Below are 22,212 nucleotides of genomic sequence, written 5' to 3'. Positions count from 1 at the left end.
GTTTATGAGGTCGGTTCCGGTCCGGCGGGCGGCACGCCGTCGGGCCCTGTTGCAGCAAGCTGATGTTGGTGCGTTGTCGTGTGGGTGTCAGCTACCTTCAACCGGCCCGACGGCGTGCCGCCGCCGGACCGGAACGACTGCGCCCCGGCTCCGTATCTTTACCCCATCGACTGAACTGCTACTCCCTTCCCGCATGAATCTCCCCTTAGTGCTCGGCCTGCTGGTGGCCGCTTACCTCATTGGCTCCATTCCCACGGCATTATGGGTCGGGCGGGCGTTTTTCGGGCTGGATATCCGGGAGCATGGCTCCGGCAACTCCGGGGCTACCAACACCTTCCGGGTGCTGGGCAAGAAGCCCGGTTCCTTTGTTATGGCCGTGGATGTGCTGAAGGGCTGGGTGGCTACCTCCCTGGCTACCGTTATGCTGAACCAGGGTGCTATTCTGCCCTCGCAGCTGCTGTACTACCAACTGGCCTGCGGAGTGCTGGCGGTGGTGGGGCACATTTACCCCATCTGGGCCGGGTTCCGGGGCGGGAAGGGCGTGGCGACTATTCTGGGTGTGATGCTGGCCATTGCCCCGGCTACCGTGGGCGTGTGCATTCTGGTGTTTATTGCGGTGCTGCTGGTGTCACGCTACGTGTCCCTGAGCAGCATGTCGGCCGGGGTGGTGTTTGCTTTGCTACAGCTGCTGCCCCCGTTCCGCCCCGATAACCAGCTGCTGCTGTGGTTTGGCTTCGTGGTGGCCGGATTGCTCATCTATACCCACCGCGCCAACATCCAGCGCCTGCGCGCCGGCACCGAAAGCCGCGTGCCCATGCCCTGGGATAAGAAATGATGATGGGCATTCAAATCAATTCTAATCCGCCATCTACTGTATGTTTTTTGGGAAATCGGACGTGCCGGCCGGGCTGGCAAGTCCAGGGATAAGACAGCACACCCGGCTGACATACTGGCCAAAATATGGAGGGCCGATTATGTTCCTCCTAGCTATTCTGGCCGTAACGCTACTGGTGAGGTGGGATAAGGTTCCGGCTGAAGCGTATGTGCCCATAGCTGCCTCTCTGGCGGTGCTGTTCCTGCTCGCAGTAGCCGTCAGCTACCTGCTGCATTTCGTGTTCCTGACGGATGAAGAGGTAATAGTCAAGCGTTACGGTAAAGCAGTAGTGCACCCACGCGCTGCCATCAACTCCATACGCAGTGTGTTCATCAATTTATATGTGGTGGAAATGCATGACGACAGGAAATACTACTTCTTACCCCGCGTAACGCGTGTATTACATGACCTCTTTAGATTTTAAACAGGCAGAGTAAAATTCTGCTTGCTGAACGGCATCCACTACTTTTACCTCCGCATTTCCAACCCCTAACCCACCCCGCATGGCTTCCTACCTCGAGCAGAACCAGCAGCGTTTCCTCACCGAACTCATCGACTGGCTCCGTATTCCGTCGGTTTCCGCCGACCCCAAGTTTCACGGCGACGTGCTGCAGGCCGCCGAGTACCTGAAGGCCCGCTTCCTGGAAGTTGGCCTGGAAAACGTGGAGCTGTGCCCCACGGCCGGCAACCCCATCGTGTACGGCGAGAAAATCATTGACCCCGCGCTACCCACCGTGCTGGTGTATGGCCACTACGATGTGCAGCCCGCCGACCCCTACGAGCTGTGGGATTCGCCCCCGTTCGAGCCCGTTATCAAGGACGAGAAGATTTACGCCCGCGGCGCCTGCGACGACAAAGGCCAGGTGTACATGCACGTAAAGGCCCTGGAGGTGATGAACCAGGAGGGCGGCCTGCCCTGTAACATCAAGGTGATGATTGAAGGGGAGGAGGAAATCGGCTCCAACAACCTCGGCATCTTCGTGCGCGCCAACAAGGAGAAGCTGAAGGCCGACGTCATCCTGATTTCCGACACCGGCATGCTAGCCAACGACGAGCCCAGCATTGAGGTGGGACTGCGCGGGCTGAGCTACCACGAGGTGGAAGTAACCGGCCCCAACCGGGACCTGCACTCCGGCCTCTACGGCGGTGCCGTGGCCAACCCCATCAACGTGCTCTGTAAGATGATTGCCTCTCTGCACGACGAAAACAACCACATCACCATCCCCGAGTTCTACAACAACGTAGCCGTGCTGACGGACGCGGAGCGCGCCGAGCTAAACCGCGTGCCGCACTCCGACGACGAATTCAAAAAGAGCATCGGCCTGCCCGATACCTACGGCGAAAAGGGCTACACCACCGTGGAGCGCATCGGCATCCGGCCCACGCTGGATGTGAACGGCATCTGGGGCGGCTACACCGGCGAGGGCGCCAAAACCGTTATTGCCTCCAAAGCCTACGCCAAGATTTCCATGCGCCTGGTGCCTAACCAGACATCCGACGAAATTACGGCTCTGTTCCAGAAGCACTTCGAAAGCATTGCCCCCAGCGGCGTGACGGTGAAGGTGAAACCCCACCACGGCGGCGAGCCAGTAGTTACACCCACCAACTCGGTGGCCTACAAAGCGGCAGCCGATGCCATGGAAACCACCTTTGGCAAGCGCCCGATTCCTACGCGCGGCGGCGGCTCCATCCCCATCGTGGCCATGTTCAAGAGCGAGCTGGGCCTGGATACCGTGCTGCTCGGTTTCGGCCTCGACAGTGACGCCATTCACTCGCCCAACGAGCACTACGGCGTGTTCAACTTCCTGAAAGGCATCGAAACCATCCCGCATTTCTACCGCAACTACGCGGCGGCCGTGAAGGGCTAAGCAACGCTTGCTGCTATGCAAAAATGCCCGGCTACTGCATAAGTAGCTGGGCATTTTTGCAGGATATAGAATGGCAGGAAGTTGACGCAGATTGCCGCACAGGCAGGTGTGTTACTATACAAAAACGGCCCTGCCTCCAACCGGAAGCAGGGCCGTTTTTGATAAAGCAGATAATGCTTATTTGCCGGGTAGCAGGAAGCCTACCGAGGCCTGGAATACCGAGTTGCGGGCGTTGCGCACATCGGCGTCGCCGGTGTAGCCGTCCTTGGCAAAATCGGTGAAGGAGCCGTTGTAGCGCAGGCCTAGCATAAAGCCGTTGTCGGCCTGGTAGCCTAAGCCAGCCGCGTAGCCTATTTCGTTGCGGTTTACGTTGCTGAGGTCTGCCACGCCCTTGCGCTGGTAGGCTGTGTTGCCATTCACCGATACGCTGGACTCATCCTTCACCTTAAGCAGGTAGCTGTACTGCGGGCCGGCTTCAAAATAAGCTCCGCCAGCGCGGACCTTCAGCAGCACCGGCACATCAATATAGTTGTAGGTCCGGTCACCGTCGTACTTATACTTGAGGCCGCCTACGGTAAACTCGTCATCGGCGTAGGTAAAGCCTTTTTGCGAGAACAGTACTTCCGGCTGCACCGATAGAAAACCGTCGTCGAGCAGGCCAATGTTCAGCATGGCTCCGCCGTGGAACCCAAACTTGTTTTTATACTGATCCTCGTTGGTCAAATCACCCGAGATGTTGGAGAGGTTGCCACCGCCTTTCAGGCCGAAGCGAATACCCTGGGCTTTCGACTCGGAAATGGCAACAGTAGCGAGCAGGGCCGCAGCGGCTAGTACTGACTTTTTCATGAGCACAACAGAATTGAAGTGAGAAAGAGGAACTGCATGGAACTAAACTAGCTGAACGAAAAGCGTGCCAGCACCCTGCCTTAAACGCAGATATACAGGCAAAGAGGTATGCATCAGCCAAAAAAATAGCTGCCCCCACACGGTGGGAGCAGCTATTCTGATACAGTAATCCAACTATTTCGTCGGAATCAGGTAGCCCAGTTGCAGAGTGAAGGCGTTGTTGAATGCTTTCGGCTCGTTATCCTGGTCTTTGGTGTCGATGAGGGAGTTGAAGCCGCGGGCGTAGCGCAGGCCCAGGCTGATGCCACCGTCGGTCATGTAGCCCACGCCGGCTACGCCGCTGATGTCAAACTGCGCCAGATCCGACTTGTACGCTTCGTCGCGGCTGATACCGGTGTAGTCGCGGAAGCCACTGTCATTATCAGATTTAACCTTGGTGCCATCGGTATATTTGGTGGTGGTTTGCTGCTTGTTCTTCGAGCCGAACAGGTAGCTTACCTGTGGGCCTAGTTCAAAGAACAAGCCGCCCGCGTTGATTCTAGCAAGCAGTGGCACATCTAGATAGTGCAGCACGCGTTGCTGTTCAATTTCGCGGCTCTCCACTGTTTTGCCGTTCTCGGTGCCCAGGCTGCCCGTTTGCTTTGATTGAATTTCGTAGCCCTTACGGTTGTAGAGCAGCTCTGGGGCGAAGGAGAAGAAGCCATCCGAAGAAAGCGGAATGCTCACGCCTACCCCGGCATTGTAGCCCAATTTGTAGTCGCCCAGGTCGGTGCTGTAGCCAGCGCCAGTAATCTGGCTTACATTGTCGCCGGAGATATTGGAGTAGGTACCACCCACTTTCACACCGAGGCGGAAGCCGCCAGCGTCCTGAGCGTGTACGGCGGAAACGGAGGCCACGCCCAGGGCGGCCAGGAGAGCAATGTTTTTCATGTCAATAGGGGGTGGTTTGAACGCACAGACCAGCAGCGTCCTCTCAACTTCACAGCCACGTCTTTCGTGGTTTTCAGGGGCTCTTAGCGTAAGTTAGGGTACCAGGGTTGCGGTAAAAGTCATATTTAATTTGAGAATCATCTTGGCGGAGCCCCAGTGTTTCCCATTAACCTCAACAGTTATAGGGAATTATCAGAAGCATAAATCCTGCGGGTTTCCTGAACAGTAACGGCCTGATTGTGCTACTTTTGGCTGGGGTGCTTGCTATTGAACGTATGATACTTTGGAACAGGCAGCTGCTGCTTGGGCTGCTTTGCTGGGGAGGAGTACAAAAAGTGCAGGCTCAGCATCAGTCTGCTGCCCCGTGGGTGGTTGGGGCGTATGGACAAGGCAGCTTTATCTTGGGACACACAGCGTCTGTTAAGCACTTGGCCGTATCACACCCAACCGGGGTGGAACTGAATCTGCAGCGCCAAACGAACGGCTCGGAACCCTGGCATGCCTGGTACCGCTACCCCAAAGTAGGCCTGGCGTTGGTGTACTACGACTACCACAACCCGATGCTGGGCCGCTCTTATGCCGCTACTGCGTACATCAATAAATCGTTCTGGCGCACCCGGCGGCAGGAGCTGAATTTTCGTATTGGCACGGGTGTGGGCTACTTTCCGGTACGCTATAATCCGGATACCAACCACAAAAACACCATCGTCAGCTCGGCCCTCAACGCCACCATCCAGACCCGCCTGGAGTATGATGTAGCCCTTACGCAGCACCTGGGGCTGTTGCTGGGGTTGGGGCTGAATCATTATTCCAATGGCGCTACCACCAAGCCTAATTTCGGGGTAAACCTACCCACCGTGGTGTTAGGGCTTAATTACCACCAGCAGCGCCCATTCCGGCCGCTGAGTACCGCGCCCCCACCCGAGCCGACCGACATAGGCCATACTTTCTGGAATTTGAGTAGCTCAGTAGGCTGGAAGCAGCGCAATACCACCGACCACCGCCGCTATTGGGTAAACTCCGTGACGCTGGCCGTGGGCCGGCGCATAAACCGCAAAAGTAGCTTGGTGGTTGGGGCAGAGGGGTTTTATGACCGAAGCTTGCTAGCGCAGATACAGGACACGGCCCAGGCCGATAGCCGACTACCCGATGTAAAGAAGGCTGGGGTACACGTGGGCCATGAGCTGCTGTTCGGGCGGCTGGCGTTTGTGTCGCACCTGGGGGTCTATGTGTATAACCCCTATAAATCCAACAACTTCTACTACGAGCGGTTAGGGCTGAAATATCATTTCACTAATCGGGTGTTCGGCAGTGTTGACCTGAAAGTACACGGCGGCTCTGCCGATGTAGTTGAGTGCCGGGTAGGAGTGAGGTTGTAGAAAGTACTTGAACAAGGAAATACTTGAACAAGGAAGTTCGGGAGAACAGTTGGGGAAACGTATATGAGGATTCGGAAGGTAGTAGGCACACTTGGGTAAGTGGTAATTGCGGCTCTGTACCTAAGCCGGCAGTTTTGCCTAACTACCTCTCGTCAACTGCTGATCCTCTCTTCTCATGGAAACCTTCTTACTGCTGAACCGCTGGCTGCACATTGCCGCCGGCTTTACCGGATTCTTCGTGGCTCCGGTAGCTCTGTTAGTGCGTAAAGGCGGCCCGGCGCACCGGCTGTGGGGCAGAGTGTTCTTTTATGCCATGCTGGTGGCGGGTACCACGGCCATCGTAGCGGCCAGCTTCAAAGGCCTCACATTTCTGCTGCTGACGGGCATATTCAGCCTGTATCTGGCGCAATTCGGGTACCGCTCCCTGTACCACAGGAGTATGGGTGTTGGTCAGCGGCCCGGCCTTTATGACTGGGCAAGTGCCTTACTAGGGTTGTTGATTTTTGCCGGAACGCTGGGTTACGGCTTGTGGGCGCGGCCGTTCAACGTGGTGATGCTGGTGTTTGGAGGCATTGGTCTGATGACGACGCTACGGCAGCTGTGGGCGTTCCGGCGGCCGGGGGCCTGGCCTGCCGGCCAATGGCTGCGCAATCATATTTCGGGCTTCGTGGGCGCCTACATTGCGGCGGTATCGGCGTTTTCGGCTACCAGCCTCAAGTTTATTGCTTTTCCCCTCAACTTCCTCTGGCCCACGCTGGTGCTAGTACCCTTGCTCATCTGGCTGCAGCGCCGCTATGCGCCTAAGGGTGAAATTGTAACGTTGTGAGTTTGTGAAGTGGTAAGCTGGCAGGTATGTCAATGCGAGGCTGGAAACCAAACCAGTTCATCTTTTATCGAAGGCCTAAAAAAGAGAAGAGCTCTGACGGTAGCCCGAAATTCAGGGGCCTTCTGCTCTTTCGCTTTAGCTCTACACGAAGGGCTATTTCGTGCGACTCGCAATGACAGCTTTACAACTTCACCAGCGCACTGTTGATACCCCGTACCAGGGCCGGGCCCTCGTAGATGAAGCCAGTGTAGAGCTGAAGCAAGGAGGCACCAGCTTCCAGTTTTTCCCGCGCATCGGCGGCCGAGTGAATCCCGCCTACCCCGATAATGGGCAGCTGGCCCCGGCTGTGCTGGCTTAGGTAGCGGATTACCTCGGTGGCCCGCTGCCGTAGCGGCTTGCCGCTGAGCCCGCCCGCTCCCAGGCCGGCTACCTGCGCGGCCGGCGTGGCAAGGCCGTCCCGGCTGATGGTGGTGTTGGTGGCTACCAAGCCGCTGAGGTTAGTTTCGCGGGCAATAAGCAGGATGTCGTCGAGTTGGGAGTCAGTGAGGTCGGGGGCAATTTTGAGCAGAAGCGGCCGAGGCCGGGGCAGCGCCTGGTTACGCTCCTGCACCTGCTGCAACAGCTGGATCAGCGGCTCCCGCTCCTGCAGCTGCCGCAGCCCCGGCGTGTTCGGCGACGATACATTTACCACGAAGTAGTCCACCACTTCGTGCAGGGCTTCCACGCAGGCCACGTAGTCCTGGGCGGCTTGCTCGTTGGGCGTGTCCTTGTTCTTGCCAATGTTGCCGCCAATAATCAACCCCTCGGGGCGGCGCTGGCGCAGGCGGGCGGCAGCGGCTTCAGCCCCGTGGTTGTTGAAACCCATGCGGTTTACCAACGCCCGGTCCTGGGGCAGGCGAAACAGCCGGGGCGTGGGGTTGCCGGGCTGGGAACGGGGCGTCACCGTCCCGATTTCCACGAAGCCAAACCCCAAGGCCGCCAGCTCAGTCACCAGTTCAGCATTTTTGTCGAAGCCTGCCGCCAACCCCACCGGGTTCTGGAAGCGCAACCCGAACACCTCCCGCTCCAGGTTGGGGTGGCGCAAACCATAGAGCCCGCGCAGTGCCGCCGCCGCGCCCGGCAGGCGGTAGGCCCGCTTCAGGTTGTTGAATACCAAATGGTGGGCTTTTTCCGCATCCAACCGAAAAAGCAGGGGCTTAACCAAGGCGTCGTATATCACGCCGCAAAGATGGGAAAGGTGAACTTGTGAAGTGGTGAATTTGTGAAGTTTCCGTTCTGCCTGCGCTACTTGTACAGGCTGAACATCAGTTTCACAAATTCACCACTTCACAAATTCACCATTACCCCGCCCAGCCTTCCCGGTCGAGGCTGCGGTACTGGATGGCTTCGGCTAAGTGGGGCAGCTGGATTTCCTCGGAGCTGGCTAAGTCGGCAATGGTGCGGGCTACTTTCAGGATTCGGTCGTAGGCGCGAGCCGAGAGGCCGAGGCGCTCCATAGCCGTTTTCAGTAGCGTGAGGCCGGCGGCATCAATACGGCAGATGTCCTTCACCATTTGGGAGGGCATCATGGCGTTGGAGTGAATTTCGGGAAATTCCTCGAACCGCTCGGTCTGTTTCTGCCGGGCCTGCTCCACCCGGGCCTGAATGGTGCGGCTGTCCTCGGAGCGGCGCGTTTCCGTCATCTGATCGAAGGTGACGGGCGTCACCTCCACGTGCAGGTCAATGCGGTCTAGGAGCGGGCCGCTTACTTTGTTGAGGTAGCGCTGCACCACGCCGGGCCCGCACACGCATTCCTTCTCAGGGTGATTGTAATAGCCGCAGGGGCAGGGGTTCATGCTGGCAATGAGCATGAAGTTGGCCGGGAAATCAATGCTGACTTTGGCCCGGGAGATGGTGACGCGGCGCTCCTCCAGCGGCTGGCGCATCACTTCCAGCACCGTGCGTTTGAACTCCGGCAGCTCATCCAGAAACAGCACGCCGTTGTGGGCCAGGGATATTTCGCCCGGTTGCGGGTTGCCGCCCCCGCCTACCAACGCTACATCGGAAATAGTGTGGTGGGGGCTGCGGAAGGGCCGGGTGTTCAGCAAAGAAGCATTGGCCCCCAGCTTACCGGCTACTGAGTGGATTTTGGTGCTTTCCAGGGCTTCCTGCATACTCAGGGCGGGCAAAATGCTGGGCAGGCGCTTGGCCAGCATGGTTTTGCCCGCGCCGGGCGGCCCGATCATAATGACGTTGTGGCCCCCGGCGGCGGCAATTTCCAGAGCCCGCTTGATGTTTTCCTGGCCCTGCACGTCGGCAAAGTCGGCGGCGTACTGGTTGGCGGCCTGCTGAAATACGTCCCGGGTATCAATAACCACCGGCTCAATCTGCTGGCGGCCTTCCAGAAAGTCAACGGCCTCCTGCATGGTGCCCACCGGAATAATATCGAGGTTGTTGACAATGGCGGCTTCCCGGGCGTTTTCCTGTGGCAGAATAAAACCCTTGAAGCCCTCTTTGCGGGCCTGAATGGCAATGGGCAGCACGCCCCGCACGGGCCGCAGCTCCCCATCCAACGACAGTTCTCCCATAAGCACGTACTCGCCCAGCCGCTCGGTGGTGAGTTGTTGGGAGGCGTGCAGGATGCCCACGGCAATGGGCAAATCGTAGGCCGAGCCCTCCTTGCGAATGTCGGCCGGAGCCATGTTCACCACCACCTTGGTGCGGGGCATGCGGTACCCCCGAAACTTCAGGGCCGCCTCCACCCGCTGCTGGCTTTCCTTAATAGCATTATCGGGCAAACCCACCACGTAAAACCCGGTGCCCATGGATACAACTACTTCAATGGTAATAGTATACGCGTTAACCCCTTGCACGGCCGAGCCGAAGGTTTTGGTAAGCATAGCTAGTGAAGCGAAACTGGACGTGAATACTTGGATACAAAGAGCGGAAGATACGATTAACCTCAACAATACAAGGACCTTCCCACGCCGAAATACCCCGTTATTCGGCGTTTTTCAGCGTGGAAAGGTCCTTGTAGTGGCCTTGGGCAGGGCGTATGCCGGCTAGGGCTTCACCAGCTGCTCAATTAGCATGATCATAATGTGAATGGCCTTGATGTGGATTTCCTGAATCCGGTCAGCGTAGCCGGTGTGCGGCACCCGGATTTCCACGTCGCTGATGCCCGCCAGCTGCCCGCCATCCTTGCCCGTAAGGCTGACGACGTGCATGCCGGCGGCGCGGGCAGCTTCGGCGGCCCGCAACACATTGGGCGAGTTGCCGCTGGTGCTGATGGCCAGCAGCACGTCGCCGGGGCGGCCCAGGGCCTCTACGAAGCGGCTGAACACGTGGTCGTAGCCGAAGTCGTTGGCCACGCAGCTCATGTGGGAGGCCTCGGTAAGGGCAATGGCGGCCAGGGCGCGGCGGTTCTGGCGGTAGCGGCCGGTAAGCTCCTCGGCAAAATGCTGGGCGTCGCAGAGGGAGCCGCCGTTGCCGCAGGTCAGGACTTTGCCGCCCGCATCGAGGCTGGCGGCTACCAGGCGCGCGGCCTGCTCAATGGCTGCCAGGTTGGCCGGTTCCTGCACAAACCGCTCAAGCACGGTCTGGGCCTCGGTAAGCTCGGTGTGGATAAGGTCGGTAAGCGAAGTGTGCGTCACGGAAGGCAGGAATTACGCCGGGTAGTTAGGCTTATTCGGCGGAATGATAGAGTTGGGCTGGTCGATGGGGGCGTTGGGCAGGGCGGGGTCCGACTCGGGAAATGTGGGCTGGTAGGAATCGGGGTAGGTGGTAACGCCGGTGCGGGGCACAACTGGGGGCCGCTCGGCGGTGCGCTGCTGGTCCAGCTGGTGGTCGTAGAGGCGGGCCTTCAGCTCGTTGATTTTGCCTTCCCGGGCGGCCACCTCCCGGCGCAGCAGTACGCTGTCCAGGTTTTCGGTGAGCAGCTGCAGGCCTAGCAGCACTACGGCAGCTACAAACAGACCAAGCAAAAGGCTTTCGCGTGAGCCTGCCATGCTGGCAAAACTACTCTGCACCGAGGGCACCAGCAGGACCAACAGCGCTAGCAGCAGAAATACCATGACCAGAATAGTTACCAATCGTTTAAGAGCAAGCATGAGCCAAGGAAAGTTGTGGTGGAAGAGGGGATTTAGCCCGTCATACGGCAGAGCCCGATTTACGGACTAAATATAGCAACTCAACAATACAGTAGTTAAAGCCGGCTTTGCTGTATTCATCCAGCTGCTTAAGCCAACGCCGCGTTGGTAGCCTGCATAGTGTTGAGGCGCTGGTAAAGGCCCCCCCGGCGCAGTAGCTCCTCATGGGTGCCGCGCTCCGCAATGCGACCATGCTGCAACACAATAATTTCGTCGGCGTGCTGCACGGTACTCAGGCGGTGGGCAATGACCAGGCTGGTGCGGTTTTGCATAAGCCGGGTCAGAGCTTCCTGCACCAGCTTCTCGCTCTCGGTATCGAGGGCCGAGGTGGCTTCGTCCAGAATCAGAATGGGCGGGTTGCGCAAAATGGCGCGGGCAATGCTTAGGCGCTGCCGCTGCCCGCCCGAAAGCCGACTGCCCCGGTCCCCAATCATCGTCTGGTAGCCCTCCGGCGAGGCCGTGATGAAGTCGTGGGCGTTGGCAATGCGGGCGGCTTCCAGCACCTGGGCTTCCGTGGCCTCGGTGTTGAAGCGGATGTTGTTGAAGATGGTATCGTTGAACAGGATGCTTTCCTGCGTCACGATGCCCATCTGGTCGCGCACGGAGTGAATGGTACAGTCGCGCACGTCGTGGCCGTCAATGAGCAGCTGCCCGCCGGTGGGGTCGTAGAAACGGGGCAGCAGGTCGGCCAGGGTACTTTTGCCGCCGCCGCTAGGGCCTACCAAGGCTACGGTTTTGCCTTTGGGAATGGTTAGGTTGATGTCCTGGAGCACGGGCACGTCGCCGTAGCTGAACTGCAGGTTGCGCAGCTCAATCTGCTGCTCGAAGGCCGGCAGCAGCTTCGCATCGGGCTTGTCCCGAATGGCCGGCTCGGTATCAATGATGCTCAGCACCCGCTCCCCGGCCACCAGCCCCCTCTGGATATTGCCGAATGAAGCCGACAGGGCCTTGGCCGGTGTGAGCACCTGCGAAAACAGTACTACGTAGCCGATAAAGGTTTCGCCGGTAAGGGCCGTTTGCCCGCCCAAAATCAGCGTGCCGCCAAAGTACAGCAGCCCGGCTACTACTGATACGCCCGCAAACTCCGAGAAGGGCGAGGCTAGGTCGCGGGTGTTGTCAATGGTGCGGGAAGTGCGCGCGTACAGGTCATTCTGGTCCTCGAACTTGCCTTTAATGTAGTTCTGCGCATTAAACGCTTTGATAACCCGGATGCCGCCCAGCGTTTCATCAATCACCGACAACATGGTGCCCAGCGTGCTTTGGCTCTGCTTGGCCTGGGTACGCAGGCGCTTGGCTACGGTGGCAATAATGCCGCCCGAAATGGGGAGCAAAATCAGCGTAAACAGCGTGAGCGGTATTGAAATGTGGAACAGCACAATAAAGTAAGCAATGATGGTCAGCGGCTCCTTAATAACGGCCGTCATGGTATTCACTACCGAGGTTTCCACTTCCTGCACATCCGCCGTGAAGCGCGACATTAAATCCCCTTTCCGCTCACTGCCAAAGAAGCCCAACTGCAGGCTAATGATGCGGTGGTACAGGTCGCGGCGCAGGTTGCGGATTACGCGGGCCCGCACCGTAGCCAGCAGCCGCAGGCTCAGGTAGCGAAACACGTTGCTCAGCAGTACCGATACCACCACCACCACGCACACAAATGCCAGCGCCCCAAGCTTGCCCCGTTGCTCCAATACCTGGGCAAAAAAGTAATTGAACGTATCCGTCACCCACTGAATGGTGGGCTGAAAGCCGGGTATCTGGTCGGGGGCTTTGGCCGGCACCTTATCCGTCTTGTCGAACAGCACGCTCAGCAGCGGAATGATGAGCGTGAAGTTGCCGATGCTGAAAAAAATAGTCAGCACGGTGAACAGCAGGTATTGCGGCAGAAACACCGCCCAGGGGCGGGCGTATTGCAGAATGCGGAGGTAGGTCTTCATCGGAACGGCAAAGTTAGGGCATTCCCTGCGGCGGGGCATAGGCCGCGGCAAGGCCGGTAACGGTACTCCCGGAACGCGCACAGCCCCCGGCACCTGCGCGCCGGGGGCTGTGTATCATCAGACGGTTTCGCCCGAAGATTACTTTACCGTCATGTTGCCGCGGATTTCGCCGCCGCTATACGCCTGCGTGTGCAGGTTCACGTAAGTTTCACCGCTGAGCAGCTTGGCGCCATCGGCTTCCGAGAGGGTAGCCGTGCCGGTAATGGGCGAGGTAGCCACGCTAGAGAAGGGTACAATAACGCCGCCATTTACGCCCGGGGCCGCTTGGTGAATGTGTCCGGCCGCCGGCGTGAGGCCGGTGTAGGTAACACGGTATGTGAGCGTACGGGTAGTTTTATCGTAAGTGCCGGTCATGGCGCCGGTGGCGGTGGAGGAGTTGGCGGGCACTTCCTGCTTGCCATCCAGCGTGGCGGCCACGTTTACCATGTTGCTCGCGGGAGTCGCGTCATCGTCGTCGTTGTTGCAGGCACTGAAGGTGAGCAGGCCGGCGGCCAGTACCAGGGAAGTAATTTTGTGTAGCATGGGGTTGGGGTAAAAAAGGGAAAACTGAGTTAAGAAGAAGCTATTAGTTGCGGAAGCCTTTTTTAGGCCGCACGGTGAAGTTGCGGTTCACATTGAAGCCGAAGTAGATGTCACCGTCGAAGAAATTGCCCCGGGTTTCGCTCACGAAGTGCTGCTCAATCATGCCCTGGGAGTTGGTCACGTGCAGCTGAAAAACGTGCCCGCCGGTTTCAATATCCAGGCCGGCGGCCACGGCATTGCGCACGCCGGTGGGCTTGTTGTCACGCATCAGGTAGTAGTACTCCAGGTTGATGGAGGTGCGCTTGGTGATTTTCTGGCGGCCCCCGATGCCCAGGGCGTACACGTCGTTGGCATCTTTGGCTTCCATCACTAAGTTGCGGTGCACCAGCGTGGGCATCACCTGCAAGGAGAGGTTCTCATTGAACTTGCGGGCAATGAGAGCCTGGTAGGAGTACACCAGGCGACGCGGCAGCGTGTGGTCGATGTTGTCGTTGTACTTGAGGGTGGTGAGGGCGGCGCTGCTGAACAGCGTCAGGCTCACGGGCATGGCGCGGGGGCCAGTAGTTTGGGTGATGGCGCGGTACTTCACAAACCCATCCAACGCCTTCCCTACCGAGCTGCGGCCCACGCCAATTTCCAGGTGGTCGGTCAGGGCGTATTCCAGGCCCAGGCGGATGGTGGCCTGGTCGAGGCCGAAGAAGTTGTAGGCCCCGCTGTTAAGGGTGCCAAAGCGGTGCGAAATCAGGAATACCATGGTGCCCTGCCCGGGCGTTTCGATGGTATGCCCATTGATGAGCCGGGTGCTTTTGAAGGTGGCGTGCACGGCCTCACGGGTAGGCTGGGCCGTAGCCTGTTTTTCCAGCTGGCCTAGCAGGTCATTGTCCTGGGCCAGCGCCGGCGCTGCCAGCCCCAGCACTAGTAGCAGAGCCGCCCCTACCCGGATAAAATAATCGTAAAAGTGTAGCCGCATACAGCAGAAATGAAGAGGTAAGGAGAAAACCAAAAGGGTTATTTAACCGAAATCTGGGCGGCCTGCTCACAAGTGAGGCGCACTTTCACGCCCACCACTTTGGCAATATTTTCGCGCACCAGCAGCGGAATTTCAATGTTGTAGTCGGCCGGGGCCACGCTGAAATAGGCGTTTACCAGCAAAGAGCCTTGGCTGAGTTCGAGCACGCCCGGTACGGTGATGCGGCGCGTTACCCCATGAATGGTAATATCCCCTTCCACCGTTATCCGTTGCGAGCCACCTTTCAGCAGGGCGCCCGTGTTCAACTCCTGCACCTTGCCCCGGAACGTGGCTTTCGGAAAACGCCCCGTCTCCATGTAGTTCTCGTTGAAGTGCTCCTGCATGAGGGTGCGCTTAAACTGGAACGACTTGATTGGAATGCTGAAGGCTAGCTGTCCGTTCTGCAGGTCGAAAATGGCCGATACCTCCTCGGTATGCGCCTCAATATCTTCAATGATGCTGGTGGAAAAGAAGCTGACTGAGCCGGTTTGAGTCATGTAGCGCCCCTGGCCCTGGCTTTCTAATACGCCAATAGTCAGCAGTACCAGTAATCCCCACCGCAGTAGCGCCGCTTGGTGCGCACGTGGCCAGACCATTTAGTTATTGGGGGCTCCAGCCGTTACCCACTGCTGTAAAAGAGCAATGTCACAATCAGAGAGTTTGGCTCCACCTTGGGGCATCTGCTGAAAACCGGGCGCGTGCGTGACTACACCCATCAACTGGCCAGTTTTGGCCCGGGTTTGTATCTCCGACAGGTTATCCAGGTTCACGTTGCCAGTAAGCAGCACCGAGTTATGGCAGCTGCGGCAGTTGCGGTCTAGCAGGGGGGAGATGTTCAGGGCGTAGCTTACTGTGGTGGGCGTGGTGCATGGCTGCACGGGCTTCACAAGCTCGTCGGCGCTGTCATAGGCGCAGCTGCTGAGCAGGGCTAATAGGCAAAACAGATAGTAGCGTTGCAACATAGGTACGGGAAATGGGCGGGTATCAGCGCTGCCAAGCAACGCTTCAGGAGGCGGTAGGTAACGAGAACCTGGGCCTATTGTCGGTACTCTGCTGCTGGCAGGCGGCTAGCAAAGCGGTGGGCCCGGATACACATGTTTCTAAATCCGGGAATTATTTCCCGGATTGAAGCAAACCTACGCAGTAGAACTCCCTTCGTATTTCCCTACTCTTCGAAATAGCTATATGATTAGCTGAAATGCTGTTATATCAAGACGAACGGGTGCCACCGGAAGACGAACAGACCTACTTTCCGCACCTTGATTTTATACTGTTGAGCTTGTGTAATGTCTGCTGCATATTGGATAAATGCTACCGTTGGCTCTGAGTCATGAAGTGTTAACTACAAAAAAGCCCCTGCCTGAATGGCAAGGGCTTGTTGCGTGAAATAGGCGCTGAGGTTAGGCAGAGAAGATACTGATTACCTCTATCTGCCCCACAATGTGGTTGTTAAACTCGGGCAGTTCCTCGGCAGGTACCCATAGCTCGTTATGCTCCCGGTTGCCCACGTTCTGCACTGGAAACTGGTCGGCATAATCAGCTTCCACTGCAAACCGGAGCACGTAGCCCACGCCGTAGTACGGCACGTTCCAGTCGCGGGCAATTTGAGCGGCGTACTGCTCATTGAGTACCGGGTAGAAAAATGGCTGCTCCGGCAAGCGGGGCGGAAACGCCGCCCACCCCGAGGCCGCAATCAAATCCAGCTCAGCCTGGTTAACGGGGCGGTACAACAGCATGGTAGCCGACTCATGACGCATACTTGGGCCAGTTAAAACTCGTGCAAGCGCTGGGCAATGTTCCAGCGCAGAGCCACCGAGGCCAGCAGGCCATTATCGGCGGTGAAGTAAGGCGGAACTTGGCCGCCCTCGTAGGTTCGGTGACGGTAGATGACTTTGCCATCCAGCCAGAGGTTGTGGGCCGCCTGCCAGGTAGCCGTCATGTCGCCGTGGAACAAATAGGAGGCAATGCCCGAGCCTACCTCAAATCCGAACTCCCGTACCTGCCCATTGCTGTCGAGGGGACGGTTGTTGTAAGGCAGCAGCACATTAGAGCCAAAATTCTGACCGGCGGGGTCCAACCCCTGCTTCACCAGGAAACCTTTGCCTACTACGTGCAAGCGGGGTAGGGGCTGGAAGCTGGCAATGCCAATCAGCTCCCATAAGTTAGCACCCATGGGGTGGGCCAGAGGCTGGGCGGCGTGCTGGTAGTCCCGGAATTTATCGAGGGCCTGGTAGGTGTAGGGCCGGATAAAGTTGATTTCGCCCTGCAAGTCGAAGTTGCGGATACCGGCTACATTGATGTATTTGGCCCCCAGCTGCACCGCCTGTTTGTTGGCCCACCAGCCGTTGCTGGCCCTGATCTGGCTGAGCACAAACTCATCCAGCACCAGTTGGCCGTACAGTTGCACCCGCTTCCACAGGTTCCATTTGAAATCGAGGCCCAGCAGAGCATTGCCATCCTGGGAGCCGGTGCTCTGCTCAATGGCTCGATAAAAAATGATGGGGTTCAGGTACTGAATATCGAAGGTGTTGCGCCGTTGCACCTGCACCTGCCCGTTGCGAATCACCGAATCCCGCCGCGACGAGGCTGACAGCACGCTCTCGAATAGCCCGATATTCAGGTTAGGCAGCACATCCAGGCTTAAATGGTGCATGGCCAGAAACTTCCGGTCGTAAGAAGCATCCAGGTTGCCAGGGTCGGTGATGAGCTGGGTGAACAGATTCTGGTAATGAAACTTCCAGATGCGCGTCTGCACCTTCAAAAACAAGTAGGGCGAGGAGTAGTCCGACAGGATCAGGCTGCGGTAGCCGTTGCCAATCTGGTTCCGGTCGTGGCCCAGTTGCAGGCTTACGTGGCGACCTGCCGCGTAGGTGAGGTAACCCCGCGCCGTAAGGTAGTCGTACTGCCCACCGGTAGTTTTAAACGGTTTCCAGAAGCCTTCGTGCGGCACGGCATTGTCGCGCTCCACCCGTTCCTGCACGTACCGGGGCACGGCCATCTGGTTGTCGGCCAGGAAGGCGTAAAAGCCCAGTCGCTTGTCAATGGTGCCTTCTACCTGCACGCCCCGGGTATTCAGGAACGCGTAGCTCTTGGCCCCATCCGAGTTGCCCAGGCTCAGCCCCAGCACGGGGTTCACGCGCAGGGAAAACTCCGGGTGCTCCAGGCTGTATAGGTCAGAGGGCCGCTGATAAAAGTACTTCAGCAACGGCTTCTCCCGCAGATTAATGGCCGAATCCTGGCGGGCATCGTGCCAGTTGTCGCGCAGCAGATACCGGATATTAAACCGGTCCTGCCGCGAAAGGCCGGCCGAGGAATCCTGCAGCATCCGTTCGGCCAGGTGGGCTACGGCGGCGCGGGTATAGGGCCGAACAGAAGTATGCGGATCACTCAAGGAGTCAGGGCCGTGCAGAATTACATACCGGTCAATCAGGCGGTATATATCAGCATCCAGGGGCACGTAGGTAGTACCCATGGTCGTCTTGCCCGAGCCCCCTGGCTGCGTCTGGAGTGGAGCCGCAGTTTCAGGTTTGCTAGGCTTGGGAGGCTGGTCGTAGGTGAGCCAGTTGCCCTGGCCATCAGTGGGGCGGGAAGGCGTATCCTGGGCAGCGGCTGGCGCGGCCAGCAAGCTCATCAAACCCAATAAGTAGCAGTAGGAATTTCTCATAAGCAGAGCCGTGTACGCCGAAGCCGGCGCGTAGGTGGGCAAACCTACGGAGTTTGTGCAAGGATTGGCTGAAGCAGCTAACGACGGAAGCGGCGGGGCAGTACCTTTGGGCATGCCCATTCGCCTGCTGCGCTACTCAGAACTGGATTTAGCCGCCTGGGATGCCTGCGTGAATTCGGCCCGTCAGGTGGTTCCTTACGCTGCCAGCTGGTGGCTGGGGGCCACGGCCGGCCGCTGGGACGCGCTGGTTGAAGTAGAGGAAGCAACGGGCCGCTACCTGGCCGTATGGCCTATGCCCGTAAAGCGCCGCCCTTGGGGCCGGGAAGTATATCAGCCTCCCTTCACCCAGCAGCTGGGGGTACTGTCAGGGGGCGATATTGGCCTGGCCGCGCCGGAAAACTGGCCTCTGGGCACGCTCCCCACCCACTACACCCGCGGCTACCTGCAGCTAAACGACCAAAACCACCTGCCCGCCGCCGTGCCGCTCCCACTGGCTGTGCAGCAGCGCCAGACGTACCTTCTTCCGTTGCAGCAGTCGTATGCGGTCATCCGGGCTGGCTATTGCGCCGACTACCGCCGCCGCCTGCGCCTACAGGCGGCCGCTGAGCTTCCGCCGCTCGTGGCCGAAACCCAGGATATCGAGCCGCTGCTAACCTTGTTTCAGCAAACGCAGGGCCCGGCTGCCGGCCTGCAAGCGCGCCACTACGCCACGTTGCGCCGCTTGGTGCAGGCACTGGCGGCCCGGCAACTGCTGGAAATCCGCGTGGCCTGGCAACCCGAAACCGGGGAGCTGCTGGCCGGAGCGTTGTTCGTGCTATACCGTACCCGGCTGGTGTATTTGTTTGCTGCGGCCTCCGTGCAAGGTAAAAAAGCGGCGGCTCCGTTACTGCTGGTAGATGCTGCCATCCGGGCCCACGCCGGCACACCCGGGCTGGTACTCGATTTTGAGGGCGGGATGATACCGTCTATTGCTCGTTTTTTCGCCAATTTCGGGGCCGCGCCCGTTCCATACGCGGCCTTATCCTTCACCCAACGCCCCTGGTACCTGAAATGGATGCGCTGACGCCTTCTTCTGCCAACCTTTCCGCTGCAGCCGCCGCTGCGGCCAACCCCCGCGTGCACGAAGTGTGTGCCGAACCCTCGGTGGCTAACCACTTTCTGGCCGAATTGCGCGACGTAACCGTGCAGCAGGATTCCCTGCGTTTCCGCCGTAACCTGCAGCGCCTGGGCGAAATCATTGCCTACAAAATCAGCGCCCACCTCAGCTACACCGACCAAACCGTACGCACGCCCCTGGGCGAGTCCAGCGGCAAGCTGCTCCACGATTTTCCGGTACTGGCCACCGTGTTGCGGGCCGGGCTGCCGTTTCACCAGGGTTTTTTGAACTACTTCGACCAGTCGCCTTCCGCCTTTGCCGCCGCCTACCGCATTGAGGGTACGGCCCAGGTGCAGGTACAGGTCGACTATCTTTCGGCCCCCAGCCTGGATGAGCGGGTCCTGATTCTGGCCGACCCCATGCTGGCCTCGGGTAAAAGCCTGGTGCAAACCTACCGGGCCATGCTGCGCTTCGGTACGCCCCGGCAGGTGCACATTGCCGCCGTTATTGCCAGCCCCCAGGGTGTGGAGTACGTGACCCGCGAAATTCCCGAAGCCACCCTCTGGGTTGCCGCCATCGACCAGGGCCTCAATGAGCAGGCCTACATTGTGCCCGGCCTGGGCGACGCCGGCGACCTGTCGTACGGCAGCAAGCTATAAACCCCAGCCGTTGAACCAGGCTTGCAACCGGTAGGTTTCGTAACAGTCTGCTAACGGCCTGTCTCCAACCCGGCGGCCCTTCACCAGTTATCTTTGCTCTGCTTCTCTCGTTTACTGCTTCTGTCCCGTGTTACCTGATCTGCTCAAATACGCCACGGTTTTCGCCATCGGCATGTTCAAGTTCGTGGCCGCCCCCATTGCGGGGGTGGCAGCGGGCCTGCCCATGCCGCTGGTCTGGGGCCTGTCGGTGGCGGGCATGATGACGACGGTGGTGCTGATATCAGGCCTGGGCCGGCGGTGGGCCCTGCACCTGCGGCACAAACGGGAGCAGAAGGGCAAGCCGCTGTTCAACCGCCGCACCCGCACTATTGTGAGCATTTACCGCCGCTTCGGCATGGTGGGTATTGCCTTTCTTACGCCCATCCTGTTCAGCCCTGTGGGCGGCACCGTCATTGCCACGCAGCTGCACGTTCCGCGCTGGCGTATTCTGCTCCACATGGCCTGGAGTGCGGCTCTCTGGGGCTTTGCCTTCACCCTACTAGCCATCCGGTTCAGCCACCTTCCCATCTTCGACCACTACCGGTAACGGTGATTTAGTGGGTTAGTGAAATGCTGAGTGGCCGTTCTATAAGCGCATTTCGCGCCAACAGAACGGCCACTCAGCATTTCACAACTTCACAATCTCACCGCTACTTGCTCCGCTTAGCGCGGGCGCGGCCCTGGGCGGCGCGGAAGGCTTTGGAGGAGTGGGAGGATGCTTTGCCTTTGGATGGGTTGGCCTTCTTGCCTTTCTGGCTGCGGCTGGGCCCGGCCTTGAACTCCCGGCCGGTGCGCTTGTCAATGGTAACGCCGGGCTTAATCCACTCTTTCCGCTCATGGAAGGCGCCCTTGAAGTTGGGGTCCTCGCGCTTGCGTCGCTCGTCCTTCTCCCGGTCCATGTTCTGCTGCTCATCGAAGGAGGTTTTGGCAATTTCCACGCCTTCCGGGATGGGTAGCAGCGGAATTTCCTGTCGGATCAGCTCCGCAATGCGCTCCATGTGGTACATCTCGGCCTCATTGGCGAAGGTGATGGCCGCGCCGGTGTGCTGGGCCCGGCCCGTACGGCCAATGCGGTGCACGTAGTCGTCGTACACCAGCGGCACGTCGAAATTCACCACGTGTGATACCTCGGGTACGTCAATACCCCGGGCTGCCACGTCGGTAGCCACCAGAAAACGGACTTCCCCGGCCTTGAAGGCCTCCATGGCGTTGATGCGCATATTCTGGCCCTTGTTGCCGTGAATAGCCCGCACCTCACCGTGGGCTTTGCGCTGCAGGAAGCTGGCCACGTTGTCGGCGTGCTCCTTGGTGCGCGTAAAAATCATCACGCGGTGGAAGGTGTCCCAATCAAGGAACAGGTACTCCAGCAGGTTGATTTTGGTGAGCAGGTTGGGCACCTCGTACAGCGTCTGGCTGACCGTCTGGGCCGAAGTAGCCGCCGGCGTCACCTCTATCCGTACCGGAAACTCCAGAAATTCCTCGCTTAGCGTGGTTACTTTCTCCGGCATCGTGGCCGAGAACAGCACGTTCTGGCGCTTGCGCGGAATTACCTCCAGCAGGCGCCGGATCTGGGGCATAAAGCCCATATCCATCATCTTGTCGGCCTCATCCAGCACCAGGGTTTTCAGCTCCTTCAGCACCAAATCACCCTTCAGGTACAGCTCCATCAGGCGGCCCGGCGTAGCAATCAGGATATCCACGCCCTTGGCAATGGTTTCAATCTGGGTTTTAGGCCCTAGTCCGCCGTAGATGGCGAAAATGCGCAAATCGGTGTAAACGGCCAGCTTTTTAAGATGGGTTTCCAACTGCATGGCCAGTTCCCGGGTAGGGGCCATTACCAGGGCCCGCGGGTGAATGCCCTGAGCGTACTTCACCTTCATCAGCAGCGGCAGGCCAAACGCAGCAGTTTTGCCGGTGCCGGTTTGGGCGATGCCCAGTACATCGTGGCCGGCCAGTAGCAGCGGAATGGTTTGCTGCTGCACGGGCGTAGGCTCCGTAAAACCTGCTTCCTCCACTGCCGTCAGGAGTTGTTTGTTGAGTTTGAAATCAGCGAAAGTGAGCGGCTGCGGCGTGTCAGACATAAGGCAAAGCGTATTGTAAACCACAAAGGTACGCGGAATCCGGGCGTGGGCCCCGCTACATACCATCGAAGGAGCGGACGAAACCGAAAAACGGCATTTTGTGCAGTGCGCCCACCAATTTGCGTAACAGGCAGTTAGCGCACCAGTGGAAAAAAACTGCCCGATATTTTTGCAAATCCCCCAGGTAGGCCTACTTTTGTGACACAATACCCAACACGGTAGATATAGCTCAGCTGGTTAGAGCGTCGGATTGTGATTCCGAAGGTCGTGGGTTCGAGCCCCATTATTTACCCACTAA

The 22,212-nt window shown here is 58.6% G+C and carries 22 protein-coding genes and 1 tRNA gene; 9 read left to right on the top strand and 14 right to left on the bottom strand.

What is annotated here, in order from left to right:
- Positions 1-193 precede the first annotated feature (193 nt).
- From plsY to ROI90_RS10600, 3 genes are all read left to right on the top strand, one after another.
- Entirely contained in the window at positions 194-835 is a 642-nt protein-coding gene (plsY, locus tag ROI90_RS10610; RefSeq protein WP_315998320.1) for a glycerol-3-phosphate 1-O-acyltransferase PlsY, read from the top strand.
- A gap of 40 nt (positions 836-875) precedes the next feature.
- Positions 876-1,298, top strand: a complete 423-nt coding sequence (locus tag ROI90_RS10605; RefSeq protein WP_315998319.1) for a hypothetical protein — start codon at positions 876-878, stop codon at positions 1,296-1,298.
- Between the two features lie 79 nt (positions 1,299-1,377).
- Positions 1,378-2,742, top strand: coding sequence for a dipeptidase (locus ROI90_RS10600; RefSeq protein ID WP_315998318.1), 1,365 nt, complete (start codon positions 1,378-1,380; stop codon positions 2,740-2,742).
- A gap of 177 nt (positions 2,743-2,919) precedes the next feature.
- On the opposite strand, the gene ROI90_RS10595 is transcribed toward ROI90_RS10600, so the two are convergent.
- On the bottom strand, positions 2,920-3,588 hold the full coding sequence (locus ROI90_RS10595) for a porin family protein (RefSeq protein ID WP_315998317.1): 669 nt from the start codon (positions 3,586-3,588) through the stop codon (positions 2,920-2,922).
- A gap of 174 nt (positions 3,589-3,762) precedes the next feature.
- Positions 3,763-4,518 carry a porin family protein gene (locus ROI90_RS10590; protein ID WP_315998316.1) on the bottom strand — a complete coding sequence of 252 codons (756 nt, stop codon included), beginning with the start codon at positions 4,516-4,518 and terminating at the stop codon, positions 3,763-3,765.
- 452 nt (positions 4,519-4,970) lie between these two features.
- Between ROI90_RS10590 and ROI90_RS10585 the strand changes: the two genes are divergently transcribed.
- Positions 4,971-5,897, top strand: a complete 927-nt coding sequence (locus tag ROI90_RS10585) for an acyloxyacyl hydrolase (protein WP_315998315.1) — start codon at positions 4,971-4,973, stop codon at positions 5,895-5,897.
- 175 nt (positions 5,898-6,072) lie between these two features.
- Positions 6,073-6,723, top strand: coding sequence for a DUF2306 domain-containing protein (locus ROI90_RS10580; RefSeq protein ID WP_315998314.1), 651 nt, complete (start codon positions 6,073-6,075; stop codon positions 6,721-6,723).
- A gap of 181 nt (positions 6,724-6,904) precedes the next feature.
- Here the strand turns inward: ROI90_RS10580 and ROI90_RS10575 are convergent, their stop codons facing one another.
- The 11 genes from ROI90_RS10575 to ROI90_RS10525 form a co-directional block, all read right to left on the bottom strand.
- Positions 6,905-7,939 carry a quinone-dependent dihydroorotate dehydrogenase gene (locus ROI90_RS10575; protein ID WP_315998483.1) on the bottom strand — a complete coding sequence of 345 codons (1,035 nt, stop codon included), beginning with the start codon at positions 7,937-7,939 and terminating at the stop codon, positions 6,905-6,907.
- A gap of 124 nt (positions 7,940-8,063) precedes the next feature.
- Positions 8,064-9,602, bottom strand: a complete 1,539-nt coding sequence (locus tag ROI90_RS10570; protein WP_315998313.1) for a YifB family Mg chelatase-like AAA ATPase — start codon at positions 9,600-9,602, stop codon at positions 8,064-8,066.
- 162 nt (positions 9,603-9,764) lie between these two features.
- Positions 9,765-10,355 carry a D-sedoheptulose 7-phosphate isomerase gene (gene lpcA / locus ROI90_RS10565; RefSeq protein WP_315998312.1) on the bottom strand — a complete coding sequence of 197 codons (591 nt, stop codon included), beginning with the start codon at positions 10,353-10,355 and terminating at the stop codon, positions 9,765-9,767.
- 12 nt (positions 10,356-10,367) lie between these two features.
- Positions 10,368-10,811, bottom strand: coding sequence for a hypothetical protein (locus tag ROI90_RS10560; RefSeq protein WP_315998311.1), 444 nt, complete (start codon positions 10,809-10,811; stop codon positions 10,368-10,370).
- A gap of 128 nt (positions 10,812-10,939) precedes the next feature.
- On the bottom strand, positions 10,940-12,784 hold the full coding sequence (locus ROI90_RS10555; protein ID WP_315998310.1) for an ABC transporter ATP-binding protein: 1,845 nt from the start codon (positions 12,782-12,784) through the stop codon (positions 10,940-10,942).
- Positions 12,785-12,922: 138 nt separating this feature from the next.
- Positions 12,923-13,366 (bottom strand): CHRD domain-containing protein, encoded by a 444-nt coding sequence (locus ROI90_RS10550; RefSeq protein ID WP_315998309.1) that lies wholly within the window; start codon positions 13,364-13,366, stop codon positions 12,923-12,925.
- Positions 13,367-13,409: 43 nt separating this feature from the next.
- Positions 13,410-14,336, bottom strand: a complete 927-nt coding sequence (locus tag ROI90_RS10545) for a DUF5777 family beta-barrel protein (protein ID WP_315998308.1) — start codon at positions 14,334-14,336, stop codon at positions 13,410-13,412.
- A gap of 38 nt (positions 14,337-14,374) precedes the next feature.
- Positions 14,375-14,971: a YceI family protein gene (locus ROI90_RS10540; RefSeq protein ID WP_315998307.1), complete on the bottom strand. Its 597-nt coding sequence runs from the start codon at positions 14,969-14,971 to the stop codon at positions 14,375-14,377.
- On the bottom strand, positions 14,972-15,337 hold the full coding sequence (locus tag ROI90_RS10535; RefSeq protein WP_315998306.1) for a hypothetical protein: 366 nt from the start codon (positions 15,335-15,337) through the stop codon (positions 14,972-14,974).
- A 438-nt stretch (positions 15,338-15,775) separates the two neighbouring features.
- On the bottom strand, positions 15,776-16,132 hold the full coding sequence (locus tag ROI90_RS10530; protein ID WP_315998305.1) for a hypothetical protein: 357 nt from the start codon (positions 16,130-16,132) through the stop codon (positions 15,776-15,778).
- Positions 16,133-16,143: 11 nt separating this feature from the next.
- Positions 16,144-18,039 (bottom strand): hypothetical protein, encoded by a 1,896-nt coding sequence (locus tag ROI90_RS10525; RefSeq protein ID WP_315998304.1) that lies wholly within the window; start codon positions 18,037-18,039, stop codon positions 16,144-16,146.
- 112 nt (positions 18,040-18,151) lie between these two features.
- Between ROI90_RS10525 and ROI90_RS10520 the strand changes: the two genes are divergently transcribed.
- From ROI90_RS10520 to ROI90_RS10510, 3 genes are all read left to right on the top strand, one after another.
- Positions 18,152-19,102: a GNAT family N-acetyltransferase gene (locus ROI90_RS10520; RefSeq protein WP_315998303.1), complete on the top strand. Its 951-nt coding sequence runs from the start codon at positions 18,152-18,154 to the stop codon at positions 19,100-19,102.
- Positions 19,090-19,794 (top strand): uracil phosphoribosyltransferase, encoded by a 705-nt coding sequence (upp, locus tag ROI90_RS10515; protein WP_315998302.1) that lies wholly within the window; start codon positions 19,090-19,092, stop codon positions 19,792-19,794. The genes ROI90_RS10520 and upp overlap by 13 nt, the downstream gene beginning before the upstream one ends.
- 127 nt (positions 19,795-19,921) lie before the next feature.
- Complete coding sequence (locus ROI90_RS10510) at positions 19,922-20,380, top strand: hypothetical protein (RefSeq protein ID WP_315998301.1); 459 nt, start codon at positions 19,922-19,924, stop codon at positions 20,378-20,380.
- Between the two features lie 103 nt (positions 20,381-20,483).
- On the opposite strand, the gene ROI90_RS10505 is transcribed toward ROI90_RS10510, so the two are convergent.
- Positions 20,484-21,914, bottom strand: a complete 1,431-nt coding sequence (locus ROI90_RS10505) for a DEAD/DEAH box helicase (RefSeq protein ID WP_315998300.1) — start codon at positions 21,912-21,914, stop codon at positions 20,484-20,486.
- A 218-nt stretch (positions 21,915-22,132) separates the two neighbouring features.
- Between ROI90_RS10505 and ROI90_RS10500 the strand changes: the two genes are divergently transcribed.
- Positions 22,133-22,206 (top strand) — tRNA-His (locus tag ROI90_RS10500).
- Positions 22,207-22,212 lie beyond the last annotated feature (6 nt).

The sequence above is a fragment of the Hymenobacter endophyticus genome (assembly GCF_032464715.1).
In the GTDB taxonomy this organism is placed as follows: domain Bacteria; phylum Bacteroidota; class Bacteroidia; order Cytophagales; family Hymenobacteraceae; genus Hymenobacter; species Hymenobacter endophyticus.
The sequence above is the reverse complement of the archived record's forward strand: the minus strand, read 5'-3'. Positions and strand labels throughout refer to the sequence as shown.